Origin of the sequence: Glycomyces niveus (genome assembly GCF_017592475.1) — a bacterium.
In the GTDB taxonomy this organism is placed as follows: domain Bacteria; phylum Actinomycetota; class Actinomycetes; order Mycobacteriales; family Micromonosporaceae; genus Glycomyces; species Glycomyces niveus.
This window is the reverse complement of the sequence record NZ_JAGFNP010000004.1, coordinates 1-14,065: the sequence shown is the minus strand read 5'-3', so window position 1 is coordinate 14,065 and position 14,065 is coordinate 1. Positions and strand designations below refer to the sequence as shown.

Sequence of the window (14,065 nt, the reverse complement as noted above, 5' to 3'; positions counted from 1 at the left end):
GTCTTCCCTGCCCTGAGCTGCGGATATTGCGAATCTCAGCGTAGGGAAGAAACCTCGCGGGTAGCGCGGTTCGGTGAAAGAGCCCGCCGTGTCCGGATCGGCGGAGCGGGTGCCGCTAGTAGAGGCCCGCCTCGTACTTGGGGCCGTACTTGTCGATCAGCTGCTCCAGCGTGGCCTCGACGACCTGGGTCTCCTTGACGAGCTGGGCGTGTTGGGGGACCGCGTCGGGTGTCCACGTCTCGGGCTTCCAGATCCCGGCGCGCATGGCGGACTTGCCGCAGTGGAAGTAGATCGTGTCGATCTCGATCACGAGCGCCAGGATCGGCTTGTGGCCCTTGACGACCATGTCCTCGAAGAAGGGCGCGTCCGAGACGATGCGGGCGCGGCCGTTGATCCGCAGCGTCTCGCGCCGCCCGGGCAGGAGCGAGAGCAGGCCGACGTGGGGGTTGGCGAGCACGTTGTGGTAGCCGTCGGCGCGGTGGTTGCCGGGCCGCTCGGGGATCGCGAGGGTCGAGTCGTCGAGGACGTGCACGAGCTTCCCTGCCGGGTCGCCCTTGGGGGAGGCGTCGCAGTTGCCGTCGGCGTCGGCGGTCGCGATCACGCAGTAGGTGGAGGCGGCGAGCCATTCGCGGTCGCGCGGGTGGAGCTTCGCGCGCTCCTTCGTGATGGCCTGCGGCATCACCTCGCCCACGATTTCGCGGAGCTTCTCCGGATCGGTCAGTTCGGTCCACATGCCCATTTCCGTGGCGTCCATGTGTGTCCCTTCTCAAACGATCTCGTTACGGACCGAGCCTACGCGCGGTACGAGGCCGGGGCCAGCTCGATCCACGCCTCTGCGAACTCCCAATCCCTGAAACCCGATTCCCATCTGGCGGCACCGGCCAGTACCCTGGAGCCGTGTCTGCGAACAGCCTTTTCCTTGATGTCCTGAGCCGCCGCGTCGTGATCGCCGACGGTGGTATGGGCACCATGCTGCAGACCTTCGACCCCACGATGGAGGACTACGACGGCTTCGAGGGCCTGACCGACATCCTCTGCATCACCCGGCCCGACATCGTCCTGGGCATCCACGACGCGTACCTGGCCGCCGGGGCCGACTGCATCGAGACGAACAGCTTCAACGCCAACTACGGCGGCCTCGTCGAGTACGACATCGTCGAGCGCGCCCGCGAGATCGCCCGCGCCGCCGCCTCGCTCGCACGCCAGAAGGCCGACGAGTACGCCACCCCCGAGTGGCCCCGCTTCGTCCTCGGCTCCATGGGCGGCGGCACCCGCCTGCCCACCCTCGGCCACGCGCCGTCTGCGCTCCTGCGCGACCACTACCAGGAATGCTCGATCGGCCTCATCGAAGGCGGCACCGACGCGCTCCTCGTCGAGACCGCCCAGGACCTCCTCCAGGCCAAGGCCGCCGTCATCGGCGCCAAGCGCGCCAACGCGGCCCTCGGCACGAACGTCCCGATCATCGCCCAGGTCACCGTCGAGACCACCGGCACCATGCTCGTCGGCGGCGAGATCGGCGCCGCCCTGACCAGCCTCGCCGCCCTCGGCATCGACCTCATCGGCCTCAACTGCGCCACCGGCCCCGAAGAGATGAGCGAGCACCTCCGCTACCTCTCCCGCCACTCGCCCGTTCCGATCTCGGTCATGCCGAACGCGGGCCTGCCGACCCTCGGTCCGAAGGGCGCGGTCTACCCGCTCACCCCCGAAGAACTGGCCGACGCGCACGAGGAGTTCGTCAAGAACTTCGGCGTCAGCCTCGTCGGCGGCTGCTGCGGCACCACCCCCGACCACATCCGGGCCGTCCGCGCCCGCCTCGGCGGCGCCCCCGGCACCGGGGACCCGGTCGTCCCCAAGGAGCGCACCCCCGTCCTCGAACCGGGCGTCTCCTCCTCCTACCACCACGTCCCGTACCTCCAGGACGCTTCGATCCTCAACGTCGGCGAGCGCACGAACGCCAACGGCTCCAAGGCCTTCCGCGACGCCATGCTCGCCGCCGATTACGACCGCTGCGTCGAGATCGCCCGCGAGCAGGCCGGCGGCGGCTCGCACCTGCTCGACCTCTGCGTCGACTACGTCGGCCGCGACGGCGCCGAGGACATGCGCGTGCTCGCCTCCCGCTTCGCCACCGCCTCCACGCTGCCGATCATGCTCGACTCCACCGAGCCGAACGTCGTCGAGGCCGGGCTCGAAGCCCTCGGCGGCAAGTGCATCGTCAACTCGGTCAACTTCGAGGACGGCGACGGCCCGAACTCCCGCTACCAGCGGATGATGCCGCTCGTCGCCGAGCACGGCGCGGGCGTCGTGGCCCTGTGCATCGACGAGGAAGGCCAGGCCCGCGACCGCGACTGGAAGGTCCGCGTCGCCGCCCGCCTCATCGACGACCTCACCGGCAGGTGGGGCATGAAGATCCAGGACATCTTCGTCGACGCCCTCACCTTCCCCATCTCCACCGGCCAGGAGGAGACCCGCCGCGACGGCATCGAGACCATCGAGGCCATCCGCGAGATCGCCCGTCTCTACCCGGGCATCAACTTCACCCTCGGCGTCTCCAACATCTCGTTCGGCCTCAACCCGGCCGCCCGCCAGGTCCTCAACTCCGTGTTCCTCAACGAATGCGTCGAGGCGGGCCTGACCAGCGCGATCGTCCACGCCTCCAAGATCCTGCCGATGGCCTCGATCCCCGAGGAGCAGAAGCAGGTCGCCCTCGACATGGTCTACGACCGCCGCACCGAGGACTACGACCCGCTGCAGAAGCTCATCGAGATCTTCGACGGCGTCAGCCTCGCCGGGACGAAGGAGGCCCGCGCCGAAGCGCTCGCCGCGCTCCCCCTGGACGAACGCCTCGCCCAGCGGATCATCGACGGCGACAAGAACGGCATGGACACCGACCTCGACGAGGCCCTCGCGAGCGGCAAGCGGCCCCTCGACATCATCAACGACAACCTCCTCGAAGGCATGAAGGTCGTCGGCGACCGCTTCGGCTCCGGCCAGATGCAGCTGCCGTTCGTCCTGCAGTCCGCCGAGGCCATGAAGTTCGCCGTCGCCCACCTCGAACCGCACATGGACAAGGCCGACGCGGCCGACAAGGGCACCATCGTCCTCGCCACCGTCCGCGGCGACGTGCACGACATCGGCAAGAACCTCGTCGACATCATCCTGTCCAACAACGGCTACACCGTCGTCAACCTCGGCATCAAGCAGCCCATCAACGCCATCCTCGACGCCGCCGAAGAGCACCAGGCGGACGTCATCGGCATGAGCGGCCTGCTCGTCAAGTCGACGGTCATCATGAAGGACAACCTCGCCGAGATGATGGCCCGCTCGATGCACACGCGCTGGCCGGTCCTCCTCGGCGGCGCCGCGCTCACCCGCGCGTACGTCGAGGACGACCTCCGCGAGATGTTCGAAGGCGGCCAGGTCCACTACGCGCGCGACGCGTTCGAAGGCCTCGACCTCATGAACAAGGTCATGACCGCCCGCCGCACCGGCGTCCCGATCGTCGACGCGGAGAAGGAGGCGAAGATCGCCCTGCGCCGCGAACGCCGCGCCAAGCAGGCCACGATGGTCGCCGACACCCTCCCGGACTTGAACGACACGTCGGTGCGATCCAACGTCGCCACCGACGTCGAGGTCCCGGTCCCGCCGTTCTACGGCTCGCGCGTCATCAAGGGCATCCAGACCTCCGAGTACGCCGCGCTGCTCGACGAGCGCGCGACCTTCCTCGGCCAGTGGGGCCTCAAGCCCGCCCGCGGCGACGGCCCCTCCTACGAGGAGCTGGTCGAGACCGAGGGCCGCCCGCGCCTGCGCTACTGGCTCGACCGGCTCGCCACGGACAACGTCCTGGAGGCGAAGGTCGCCTACGCGTACTTCCCGGCCTACTCCGAGGGCAACACCCTCGTCGTCCTCGACGAGAACGGCCACTCCGAGCGCGCCCGGTTCACCTTCCCGCGCCAGCGGCAGGGCCGGCGCCTCTGCCTCGCGGACTTCTTCCGCGCCAAGGACGGCGGCCAGCTCGACGTCCTCGGCATGCAGCTGGTCACCTTGGGCTCCAAGGTCTCCGAATACACGAACGAGCTCTTCCAGGCCAACGCCTACCGCGACTACCTGGAGGTGCACGGCCTCACCGTGCAGCTCACCGAGTCGCTCGCCGAGTACTGGCACCGGCGCATGCGCCGCGAATGGGTCCTGCCCTCCGGCGGCACCGTCGCCGACTCGGACCCCGGGGACCTCAAGGGCTACTTCGACGTCGACTTCCGCGGCTGCCGCTACTCGTTCGGCTACCCGGCCTGCCCCGAGCTCGCCGACCGCGCGACCCTCGTCGAACTCCTCGGCGCCGAACGCATCGGCGTCGAACTGTCCGAAGGAGACCAGCTCCACCCCGAGCAGTCCACCGACGCGATCGTCCTCCACCACCCCGAAGCGAGCTACTTCAACGCCAAGTGACCCCGGGAGGTGCCCGGCGCCGATAGGGCGCCGGGCACCGAACCCGCGGCCGAGTTCACCCCCGCGACACCCACCCGGCACCATAGGTGCCATGTCGCACGAACTCGTCGCCTACCTCGGCGTCATGGACGCGGGGAAGTCCACCCTCGCCCTCCAGTACCACCACTCCCTCGGCGGGCAGGGCGTCGTCTACACCTCCATGGACCGCGGCGGCGAAGGCGTCGTCTCCAGCCGCATCGGCCTCAGCCACGAGGCCCGCGAGGTCAAACCCGGGTTCGACATCTACGACGACCTCGCCGCCCTCAAACCCCCGTACGTGATCGTCGACGAAGTCCAGTTCCTCGAAGCGCCCAAGCAGATCAACCACCTCGCCGACGCCGTCGACGGCCTCGACCTCGACGTCTACGCCTTCGGCCTCAAAACCGACTTCCTCGGCCGCCTCTTCCCCGCCACCCAGCGCCTCATCGAACTCGCCGACCGCGTGGAAGAGCTCCCCGTCCGCGTCAACTGCTGGTGCGGCGAACGCGGCACCCACAACGCCCGCGTCCGCGACGGCGTCATGACCTTCGCCGGCGACGTCGTCGAAGTCGGCGACATGGACTCCTACACCGTCCTCTGCCGCCGCCACCACCGCGCCGGCCTCGCCTAGCCCCTGTGTGAGCCGCCTCGCGGCCCCGCCGCGAACCAGACCGCCCCAACGGCCCCGCCCGTACTGTTGACACCGTGACTGACCGAACGGAAGCCGCGTTCCCGCAAGCCGTGCTCTTCGACATGGACGGCACGCTCGTCGACAGCGAGATCATCTGGGACACCGGCGTCGAAGAACTCGCCGGACTCCTCGGCGGCGCCCTCGACCCCGAAGTCCGCTCCCGCATGGTCGGCACCAACGAGGACGCCTCGGTCGTCATGCTCCTCGAAAGCCTCGGCATCCCCCTCACCGAGACCCCGCACCACCAGACCTGGCTGCGCACCCGAATGAAGGAACTCTTCGCCGCCGGCGTCGCATGGAAGCCCGGCGCCCGCGAACTCCTCCTCGAATGCCGCGCCGCCGGCATCCCGACCGCCCTGGTCACCTCCACCCCGCGCGAGCTCGCCGACATCATCATCGGCCACGTCGGCCCCGACAACTTCGACCTCACCGTCTGCGGCGACGAGGTCGAACGCCCCAAACCCGACCCGGTGCCCTACCTCGCCGCCGCCGCGAAACTCGGCGTCGACATCGAACGCTGCGTCGTCATCGAGGACTCCGTCTCCGGCACCAGCTCCGCGCTGGCCGCCGGCGCGGTCACCCTGGCCGTTCCCGGCGATGTCGAACTCCCGGCCGAGATCGACGTCCCCCGCGTCGACTCCCTCGACGGCGTCGATCTGGCCTTCCTCCGCGCCCTGGAATAGCGCTCTGCGGGCATGGGATCAGAAGTCCGATGGTCGCAGATTCGAAGAAAACGCGTTGACGCCCTGGGGGACCGGCACCAGTCTGTCCCCATGACCGTTCCATCGCATGACGCCGGCGACCTCATCCTCAAGGCCCTCGCCGACCCCGAACGCCTCCGCGTGTTCGCGGACATCGTCCTCACCGAATCCGGCACGACCGTCACCGACCTGCGAGCGCGCCATCCGCGCGCCGAGAAGGCCCTCCACCGCCTCTTCGAAGCCGGCCTCGTCACTCGGGACGGCAGCATCCGCGCCGCGCCCGACGCCTTCAAGACCGCCGCCGCGGCCGCCCGCGAGGCCCGCCCCGACGCCCCGCCCGGCGTCAGCCCCGAAGTGGCCCACTTCTATTCGAACGGGCGCATCACCACGATCCCCGTCAACCGCCGCACCCGCGTCAAACTCCTGCGCGACCTCGCCGAACGCCTCTTCGCCTTCGACCGGGTCTACACCGAGCTCGAGGTCAACGAGACGCTCGCCGCCGAATACCACGACCCGCTCCAGCTGCGCCGGGACCTCATCGACGAACTCCTCCTCGAACGCAACCTCGGCGGCAGCGAATACCGCCGCCGTGAAGCTCCGCCCCTTTAGATCACCGCCCGCTAGGGCACTTCGACGTCGGCCCGCGACAGCACCTCGTCGCGGTGCCGGTCGCCCCACGCCTCCAGCGGCTCCAGCGCCTCGTTCAACGAGCGCCCCAGCGGCGTCAGCGAGTACTCCACCCGCGGCGGCACCTCCGCGTACAGCTCCCGGTGCACCACCCCGCTCGCCTCGAGCTGCCGCAGGTTCTCCGCGAGCACCTTCTCGCTCACCCCGTCGAGCTTGCGCCGGATCTGCCCGAACCGCACCGGCCCCTCGGCGAGCACCCACATCAAGTGCATCTTCCACTTGCCGCCCACGACATCGATCGCAATCGACATCCCGCACGTTTGATCTGTGTCACTCATCGCCTGCATCGCTGCGCTCCCGACCATATTGCGAACGTCCCGGTAAGTAACCCCACCTGCAAGTGCGGTCTTGCGATCCTACCCGCCCCGACCGACGATGGATCTCGTCAAGCGACGCAAGAAACCATCACTTACCAAGGGGCACAACATGTCTGCTAGGAAGTCCGTCTCCGTACTCGGCCTCGGCCCGATGGGTCAGGCCACCGTCAAGATCCTTCTCGCCGCCGGCGTCGACGTCACCGTCTGGAACCGCACCCCCGGCAAGGCCGAGGCCCTCGCCGAACTCGGCGCCAAGCCCGCCGCCACCGCCGCGGAAGCCGTCGCCGCCAACGACACGATCCTGCTCTCCCTCATCCACTACGACGCCATGTACGGCGTCCTCGAACACGCCGACCTCGCCGGCAAGACCGTCGTCAACCTCTCCTCCGACTCCCCGGCCAACACCAGCAAGGGCGCCGGATGGGTCCTCGACCGCGGCGCCCGCTTCCTCACCGGCGCGTACATGACCCAGAGCGACGACATCCAGCACCCCGTCTCCCGCATGTACGTCAGCGGCCCCGGCGCCCTCCACCAGGAACTCCAGGACCTGCTCGAACTGCTCTGCCCCACCGAGTACCTCGGCGAGGACTACGGCATCGCGCAGCTCTACTACCAGGCCAACCTCGCCATGTTCCACGCGTTCCTGATCTCCCTGGAGCAGGCGGTGGCCATGATCGAGCGCTCCGGCGGCGACGTCGACCGGTTCATGGCCCTGCGCGAGAACGAGCCGCAGAGCCTCAAGGACTTCTCGTACTTCTTCGTCGAGGCGGCGAAGCAGGGCGGCTGGGGCGACCTCGCGAACCTCAAGATGATGCACGCCGGCGCGCAGCACGTGATCGACGCCAGCGAAGAGGCCGGCGTCGACGCCGAGATCACCAAGACCATCCAGCAGTACTACCAGCGCGCCCTCGACGCGAGCGAGCAGGCCGGACGCGTCGTCCCCGTCCACCAGATCTTCAGCCGGAACGGCTGAACCGCACCGTTATGCGGGGCCGGGCCACCGGCTTGGCCCCGCACGGAAAGGCACGATCATGACCCAGCCCTCCACCACGATCCTCGGCCTCGGCGCCATGGGCTCGGCCGTCGCCGCCCGCCTCCGCGAGACCGGCTACGCCACCACCGTGTGGAACCGCACCGCCGCCAAGACCGAACCGCACGTCCAAGCCGGCTCGAACACCGCAGCGACGGTCGCCGAAGCCGTCCGCGCCGGCGAACTCGTCTTCGTCGTCCTGCTCGACCACGCCCGCGTCCGCGAACACCTCGAACCGGTCGCCGCCGACCTCAAGGGCCGCACCGTGGTCAACCTCGTCACGACCACGCCCGGCCAGGGCCGCGAGACCGCCGCCTGGGCCGCCGAGCACGGCATCCCGTACGTCGACGGCGCCATCATGGCCGTCCCGTCGATGATCGGCGACACGAGCGCCCGCCTCCTCTACTCAGGCGACCAGCACGCGTTCAACACCGTTCGGCCCGTCCTCGAGACCCTCGGCACCGCCGAATACGCGGGGGAGGACCCCGGCGTCGCCTCGCTCAAGGACATGGCCCTGCTCTCCGCCATGGACCTCATGCTCCTCGGCTACGTCCAGGCCATCGCCATGATGCGCACCACCGGGACCTCCGCCGCCGACACCGCGGGCGAAGTCGAAGCCTGGCTCGCCGCCATGCTCCCGCACGGCAGGGAACTCGCCGCCATCGTCGACGGCGGCACCTACGACACCGGCGGCCAGAGCGTCGACTTCGACCGCTTCGGCATCCGCTCGCTCATCACCGCCAGCCGCGAACAGGGCGTCCGCGCCGACCTCCTCGAGCCCCACCAGAAGCTCCTCGAAGAACTCGCCGCCACCGGCCACGGCGACAGCGACTGGATCCGCATCATCGAACGCCTCACCATCCACTGACCCGACCGCACCCACCAGGGAGACCAGCAATGCCAAAGGGAACCGTCACCATCCTCGGCCTCGGCGCCATGGGCTCGGCCATCGCCGCCCGCCTCCGCGAGACCGGCTACGCCACCACCGTGTGGAACCGCACCGCCGCCAAGACCGAACCGCACGTCCAAGCCGGCGCCACCGCCGTCGCCACCATCGCCGAAGCCGTCCAGACCGGCGACATCATCCTCGCCGTCCTCCTGGACCACAAGAGCATCCACGACAACCTCGAACCCGCGGCCGCCGAGCTCAAAGGCAAGATCCTCGTCAACATCACCACCACCACGCCCAACGAAGCCCGCGCCACCGCCGCCTGGGCCGCCGAGCACGGCATCACCTACCTCGACGGCGCCATCATGGCCGTCCCGGAGATGATCGGCCGGCCCGGCTCCCGCCTCCTCTACTCGGGGGACGAGAACGCCTTCGCCATCGCCAAACCCGCCCTCGAGACCCTCGGCACCGCCGAGTACCAAGGCACCGACGCGGGCCTGGCCTCGCTCAAGGACATGGCACTGCTCTCCGCCATGTACCAGACCTTCGGCGGCCTCCTCCAGGCCGTCGCCATGATGCGCACCGTCGGCACCCCGGCGGCGCAGACCGCCGAAGACGTCATCAACTGGCTGACCGCGGTCCTGCCCGTCATGGAGAGCCTGGCCCCACTCATCGACGAGCGGAACTACGACCCTGCCCCAGGCCAAGACGTCGCCTTCACCCGCCCCGCCGTCGCCTCGATCATCACTGCCAGCCGCGAACAGGGCGTCAGCGCCGACTTCCTCGAACCGCTCAAGAAGCACCTCGACGAACTCGCCGCCACCGGCCGCGGCACCGCCGACTGGATCAGCGTCGTCGAGCAGCTCACCATCAAGTAAGCAGCGCAACCTGGGGACGGGGGCCTACCCGCCCGTCCCCAGCAGCGCCAACTTCTCGTACCCGTCCGTCCCCGGCGCCGCCGTCAGCGTCACCAGCATCTGCCCCGAACCGTCCGCCACCCGGAACTGGTCCTTGTACAGCTGCAGCAACCCCACCATCGGATGGTCGAACCGCACCCAGCCGATGTTGCAGTCCTTCACCTCGGCCTGCGCCCACATCTCCGCGAAATCCCGGTGCGCCACCGACAACTCGCCGATCAGCGCCGTCATCGTCGCGTCCTCGGGGAACAGCGCCGCCATCTTCCGCAGCTGCGCCACCGTCTCATGCGAGCACACCGCCTCCCAGTCAGGGAAGTACTCCCGCGAATCCTCGTCGAACAGCAGCCGCACGAAGTTCGGACCCGCCTCCAGGTCCCACCCGAACCCGCCGTACAGCAAGCGCGCCAACCGGTTCGAAGCCAGCACATCCTGCCGGTGGTTCATGATCAACGCAGGGAACGCGTCAACCGCCGCCAGCATCGTCTGCAGCGACGGCCGCACCCCCGCACCCGCCTGCAACGGGCTCAACCGCGAGTTCCCCGCCAACCGGTGCAGATGCGCCCGCGTCGTCTCGTCCAACCGCAGCGCCCGCGCCACCGCATCAAGCACCTGATCAGAAGGCCGCTTCGCCCGCCCCTGCTCCAGGCGCGTGTAGTAGTCCACGCTCACCCCGGCCAGCAGCGCCAGCTCCTCCCGCCGCAGCCCCGGCACCCGCCGCCGCGCGTCCTCCCGCAGTCCCACGTCGGCCGGGTTCACCCGCGCGCGCCGCGCCTGCAGGAACTTGCCCAGATCGGCGACATCCTCGAGCTTGTGGATACCGGTCGCATCAGCTGACATCACTCAAACCTCCACGACAAGTATCGCCGCCATCGAGCCGAACTGCCTAGGTCTGTCAGTCCTAGGGTCGAACGGCCCCAGGTCGAACAGACGTCTGGCAGCCCCGCCGCAACCGCAGCAGCATGGTCCGCATGAGAACTCACATCGTCTACGCCCACCCGCACAACGGCTCCCTCAACGCCGCCCTCCGCGACGAAGCCGTACAGACACTCGAAGCCCTCGACCATACCGTCACCGTCTCCGACCTCTACGCCATGAACTTCAAGGCCGTAGCCGACTTCGACGACTTCGGCCCCACCGAGAGCGAGACCTTCATCGACGCCGCCGCCGAAGCCTGGGAGAAGGACGCGCTGGCCCCTGACATCAAGGCCGAGCAGGAGAAGCTCCTTGCCGCCGACAACGTCATCCTCCAGTTTCCGCTGTGGTGGTTCACGGTGCCCGCCATCATGAAGGGCTGGATGGACAGGGTCTTCGCCAACGGCTTCGGCTACGGCACCTCCCGCGCCTGGAAGCGCTACGGCGACGGCGTCCTCGCCGGCAAGCGCGCGATGATCGTCGTGACCACCGGCGCGGCCGACGCGCACCTCTCCGATCGGGGCGTCAACGGCGACATCAACGACCTGCTGTTCCCGATCCAGCACGGCGTCCTCTTCTACACCGGCATGGCGATCCTCCCGCCCGTGGTGATCACCGGAGCCGGCTGGCAGTCCGAGTACGCCGACATGGTCAAGCACCTGCGCGAGCGCCTCGAGACCCTCGCTGAGACCGAGCCGATCGCCTACCGCAGGCAGACGGACGACTACGACGAGCACAAGCGCCTCCTGCCCGGCCGCGAAGCCCCGGGCACCACCGGATTCGCGCTGCACATCGCCCAGTGACGAACAGGCACGAGAAGGGCCGGAGCGGTCTTGCCGCTCCGGCCCTTACACCTTGCCTAGCGCCCTACTCGAACGGGAACTTGTCCGCGAACGCCGGTTTCAGGTCGTCCACCCACACCGCCGTCTCGTCGTACTTGGCGAAGAACGGCCGCCCGACGAGGTCGGGGTCCCGGGCCTGGAGCATCCGCAGTGCGAACGCCTTCTCCCCGCCGATCTCCACGACCCCGTCCACCGCCACCTTGCCCGGCGTGGCCGACATCGACGGGCCGCGCACGGTCCGGCACAACCCCGACACCTGGCTGAACGCGTCGCGGAAGATCTCCCACGCCCGCGCCAGCGGCACCGAGAAGTAGTCCTGCGGCCCGGTGTCCCGCTCCACGAACATGTAGTACGGGACCATCCCCATCCGGTGCTGGGTCCGCCACATCCCGGCCCACTGGTCCGCGTCGTCGTTGATCGTCCTGATCAGCGGCGCCTGCGTCCGGATCACCGCGCCGGTCGAGCGGATGCGGCGCACCGCGTCCTGCACGATCTCCGACTCCAGCTCCTTCTGGTGCGAGAAGTGCGCCATGAACGCCAGGTTCTTCCCCGACGCCACCACGCGCTCGAACAACCGCAGCGTGTCGTCCGCGTCGGGGTCCGACACGAACCGCTGCGGCCAGTACGCCAGCGCCTTCGACCCGATCCTGATCGACTCCACGTGGTCGATCTCCAGCAGCGGCTCGATGTACCGCCGCAGGACCGGCTCTCCCATGATCATCGGGTCCCCGCCGGTCAGCAGCACACTGCTCACCTCGGGATGCTCCCGCACGTACCCCGTCAACTGCTCGACGTCGTTGTTCGCCATCTTCAGGTCGGCGATCCCCACGAACTGCGCCCAGCGGAAGCAGTACGTGCAGTACGCGTGGCAGGTCTGCCCCTGCTGGGGGAAGAACAGCACCGTCTCCCGGTACTTGTGCTGCAGACCCGGGATCGGTTCTTCGCCGGCCTTGGGGATGTTGAGCGCCAACTGCCCGGCCGGATGCGGGTTGAGCCTGAACCGGACCTCATTGGCCGCAGCCGTGAGCTCCTGCTTCGAAGCGTCGTTCTTCAACAGCGCGGCGATGCGGTTGACGTCCTCGACCGGCAGCATGTCCTCCTGCGGAAAGACCAGCCGGAACATCGGGTCCTCGAACGGATCGTCCCAGTCGATGAGCTCATCGACCACGTAGGCGTTCGTCCGGAACGGCAGTACAGAAGCCACCGCCCTGGTCCGGAGCCGCTGCTCCTCGCTCAAGGGCGCTCTCTGGAGCAGCTCGTCCAGGTGGCGAATGGTGTAGGCGTGGAACCGCCTACCGGTGTTGTGGTCTTCAGGAGCAGTCACGAGAACTCCCTCCTCTGCATGTCGGTTCGCAACTGGGCAGGCAGGCCTGGTTACAAACAAGTGCGCGAAACCAACGACCACCGTGCCGCCGACAGGCGATACCGCCTGCGATCGGCTCCGTGACATATCGGCCACGGATGGTGCACCCGATGCTTTCGCGCACACTGTGCGTGAATATGAAATTTTCAGGCGTTTGTGACGACCCTAACCCAGCGTTGCTTCGATCGAAATCGGGACCGCCTTCAGGGCCTGGCTCACCGGGCAGTTCTCCTTGGCGCCCTGCGCGATGGTCTGGAACTCGTCGTCCTCGATCCCGGGGATGACGGCGTTGACGGTCAGCGCGATGTCGGTGATGCCCGTGCCGGGCTTGAAGGTGACCGCGGCTTCGGTGACGATCTCCTCCGCGGTGTACCCGGCCCTCCCCAGCGCGCCCGAGAACGCCATGGAGAAGCAAGAAGTGTGCGCCGCGGCGATGAGCTCCTCAGGGCTGGTCTTGCCCTCGGGGTTGTTCGTGCGGGCGGCCCACGTGACCGGCGTGTCCGGCAGCCCGGAGGACACGAAGCTGGTGACGCCGTTGCCTTCCTGCAGGTCGCCGGTCCAACGGGTGCGTGCATTGCGAGTGGCTGACATGCCTTCTCCTCTGATCGGAAGTCCTTCGCTCGCAGGCTAACAGCCGACCCTGCGCGCCAAAGTCGATCCGCGACGGCGGCCGGCCCGGCGGCCCGACAGCGTCTTCGCGGAAGCCCTTGATGTCTCCGCTGGTCAGGCGTATCGTTGAACCGAAGGTGACCCCCCTGGATTTGGCCCCTTCGAGGGTGTGTATATTTGTCTTTGCCCGCGGGGGAACGGAACGGCCGAGGAAAACGAGGCCGGTCCGGAGATCACGGAGGCACGCGACGAGCTCACGGAGCTATGGCGCGGTCCGGATCGAGGCGCGGGGATCACCTGAGACTCCATAGAGGCTCAATCGCATGTGATGAGGGTCTACGACCCCCAGTTAGACAGCGCGGTTCGAGACTAGTAATGTTGTTCGGGTTGCTCCGGCTGAGGCTGAATCCTTTAAGTGGATCGACTTGGGTTGGCGTGTTGTTTGAGAACTCAACAGGGTGTTTGGATGGTCAGCGTGCGGGCTGACTGGGACGATCGGACAAGGTTTCGGTGGTTTCCGGTTGGTACTGTTTTTGACTGTCTTTTCCTTGGGACACTTGCTTGGTGTCCCGTTGAAAATCGGTCAGGACATGCTTCGACACATACCAAAAGTCGCCATGGTCTTCGGATGGTGGTGCGCAACAGG

13 protein-coding genes are annotated in these 14,065 nt (G+C 68.1%); 8 read left to right on the top strand and 5 right to left on the bottom strand.

The features are described 5' to 3' along the window. Positions 1-115: 115 nt before the first annotated feature. Complete coding sequence (locus tag J5V16_RS08510) at positions 116-754, bottom strand: MSMEG_1061 family FMN-dependent PPOX-type flavoprotein (RefSeq protein WP_208495678.1); 639 nt, start codon at positions 752-754, stop codon at positions 116-118. 143 nt (positions 755-897) lie between these two features. Between J5V16_RS08510 and metH the strand changes: the two genes are divergently transcribed. The 4 genes from metH (at position 898) to J5V16_RS08490 (ending at position 6,462) form a co-directional block, all read left to right on the top strand. Continuing rightward, positions 898-4,443: a methionine synthase gene (gene metH / locus J5V16_RS08505; protein ID WP_307792900.1), complete on the top strand. Its 3,546-nt coding sequence runs from the start codon at positions 898-900 to the stop codon at positions 4,441-4,443. A gap of 91 nt (positions 4,444-4,534) precedes the next feature. Next, a complete protein-coding gene (locus J5V16_RS08500; RefSeq protein WP_208495677.1) occupies positions 4,535-5,092 on the top strand; it encodes a thymidine kinase in 558 nt (185 codons plus the stop codon). 110 nt (positions 5,093-5,202) lie between these two features. Next, complete coding sequence (locus tag J5V16_RS08495; RefSeq protein ID WP_408612402.1) at positions 5,203-5,835, top strand: HAD family hydrolase; 633 nt, start codon at positions 5,203-5,205, stop codon at positions 5,833-5,835. 90 nt (positions 5,836-5,925) lie between these two features. After that, positions 5,926-6,462, top strand: coding sequence for a DUF2087 domain-containing protein (locus J5V16_RS08490; protein WP_208495675.1), 537 nt, complete (start codon positions 5,926-5,928; stop codon positions 6,460-6,462). Positions 6,463-6,473: 11 nt separating this feature from the next. Here J5V16_RS08490 and J5V16_RS08485 read toward each other — a convergent pair whose 3' ends face one another. After that, positions 6,474-6,827 carry a winged helix-turn-helix transcriptional regulator gene (locus J5V16_RS08485; RefSeq protein WP_408612396.1) on the bottom strand — a complete coding sequence of 118 codons (354 nt, stop codon included), beginning with the start codon at positions 6,825-6,827 and terminating at the stop codon, positions 6,474-6,476. Between the two features lie 139 nt (positions 6,828-6,966). Between J5V16_RS08485 and J5V16_RS08480 the strand changes: the two genes are divergently transcribed. The 3 genes from J5V16_RS08480 to J5V16_RS08470 are packed head-to-tail and all read left to right on the top strand — an operon-like array spanning position 6,967 to position 9,654. Further along, a complete protein-coding gene (locus J5V16_RS08480) occupies positions 6,967-7,830 on the top strand; it encodes an imine reductase family protein (RefSeq protein WP_208495673.1) in 864 nt (287 codons plus the stop codon). A gap of 58 nt (positions 7,831-7,888) precedes the next feature. Beyond that, the gene (locus J5V16_RS08475; protein WP_208495672.1) at positions 7,889-8,755 is read left to right on the top strand and encodes an NAD(P)-dependent oxidoreductase; all 867 of its coding nucleotides are present in this window, start codon (positions 7,889-7,891) and stop codon (positions 8,753-8,755) included. 29 nt (positions 8,756-8,784) lie between these two features. Beyond that, positions 8,785-9,654, top strand: a complete 870-nt coding sequence (locus J5V16_RS08470) for an NAD(P)-dependent oxidoreductase (RefSeq protein ID WP_208495671.1) — start codon at positions 8,785-8,787, stop codon at positions 9,652-9,654. Positions 9,655-9,678: 24 nt separating this feature from the next. On the opposite strand, the gene J5V16_RS08465 is transcribed toward J5V16_RS08470, so the two are convergent. After that, entirely contained in the window at positions 9,679-10,530 is an 852-nt protein-coding gene (locus J5V16_RS08465) for a helix-turn-helix transcriptional regulator (protein ID WP_208495670.1), read from the bottom strand. Positions 10,531-10,661: 131 nt separating this feature from the next. On the opposite strand from J5V16_RS08465, the gene J5V16_RS08460 reads away from it, so the two are divergent. After that, entirely contained in the window at positions 10,662-11,408 is a 747-nt protein-coding gene (locus tag J5V16_RS08460; protein ID WP_208495669.1) for an NAD(P)H-dependent oxidoreductase, read from the top strand. Between the two features lie 64 nt (positions 11,409-11,472). Here the strand turns inward: J5V16_RS08460 and J5V16_RS08455 are convergent, their stop codons facing one another. Further along, a complete protein-coding gene (locus tag J5V16_RS08455) occupies positions 11,473-12,771 on the bottom strand; it encodes a KamA family radical SAM protein (protein WP_208495668.1) in 1,299 nt (432 codons plus the stop codon). Positions 12,772-12,975: 204 nt separating this feature from the next. Further along, entirely contained in the window at positions 12,976-13,401 is a 426-nt protein-coding gene (locus J5V16_RS08450) for an OsmC family peroxiredoxin (protein WP_208495667.1), read from the bottom strand. Positions 13,402-14,065: the final 664 nt, after the last annotated feature.

Excerpts from the sequence above, each read along its gene's own strand:
- J5V16_RS08510 (WP_208495678.1), bottom strand. The coding sequence starts at position 754 with ATGGACGCCACGGAAATGGGCATGTGGACCGAACTGACCGATCCGGAG.
- J5V16_RS08475 (WP_208495672.1), top strand. The coding sequence starts at position 7,889 with ATGACCCAGCCCTCCACCACGATCCTCGGCCTCGGCGCCATGGGCTCG.
- J5V16_RS08500 (WP_208495677.1), top strand. The coding sequence starts at position 4,535 with ATGTCGCACGAACTCGTCGCCTACCTCGGCGTCATGGACGCGGGGAAG.
- J5V16_RS08480 (WP_208495673.1), top strand. The coding sequence starts at position 6,967 with ATGTCTGCTAGGAAGTCCGTCTCCGTACTCGGCCTCGGCCCGATGGGT.
- J5V16_RS08460 (WP_208495669.1), top strand. The coding sequence starts at position 10,662 with ATGAGAACTCACATCGTCTACGCCCACCCGCACAACGGCTCCCTCAAC.
- J5V16_RS08490 (WP_208495675.1), top strand. The coding sequence starts at position 5,926 with ATGACCGTTCCATCGCATGACGCCGGCGACCTCATCCTCAAGGCCCTC.
- J5V16_RS08485 (WP_408612396.1), bottom strand. The coding sequence starts at position 6,827 with ATGCAGGCGATGAGTGACACAGATCAAACGTGCGGGATGTCGATTGCG.
- J5V16_RS08465 (WP_208495670.1), bottom strand. The coding sequence starts at position 10,530 with ATGTCAGCTGATGCGACCGGTATCCACAAGCTCGAGGATGTCGCCGAT.
- J5V16_RS08450 (WP_208495667.1), bottom strand. The coding sequence starts at position 13,401 with ATGTCAGCCACTCGCAATGCACGCACCCGTTGGACCGGCGACCTGCAG.
- J5V16_RS08470 (WP_208495671.1), top strand. The coding sequence starts at position 8,785 with ATGCCAAAGGGAACCGTCACCATCCTCGGCCTCGGCGCCATGGGCTCG.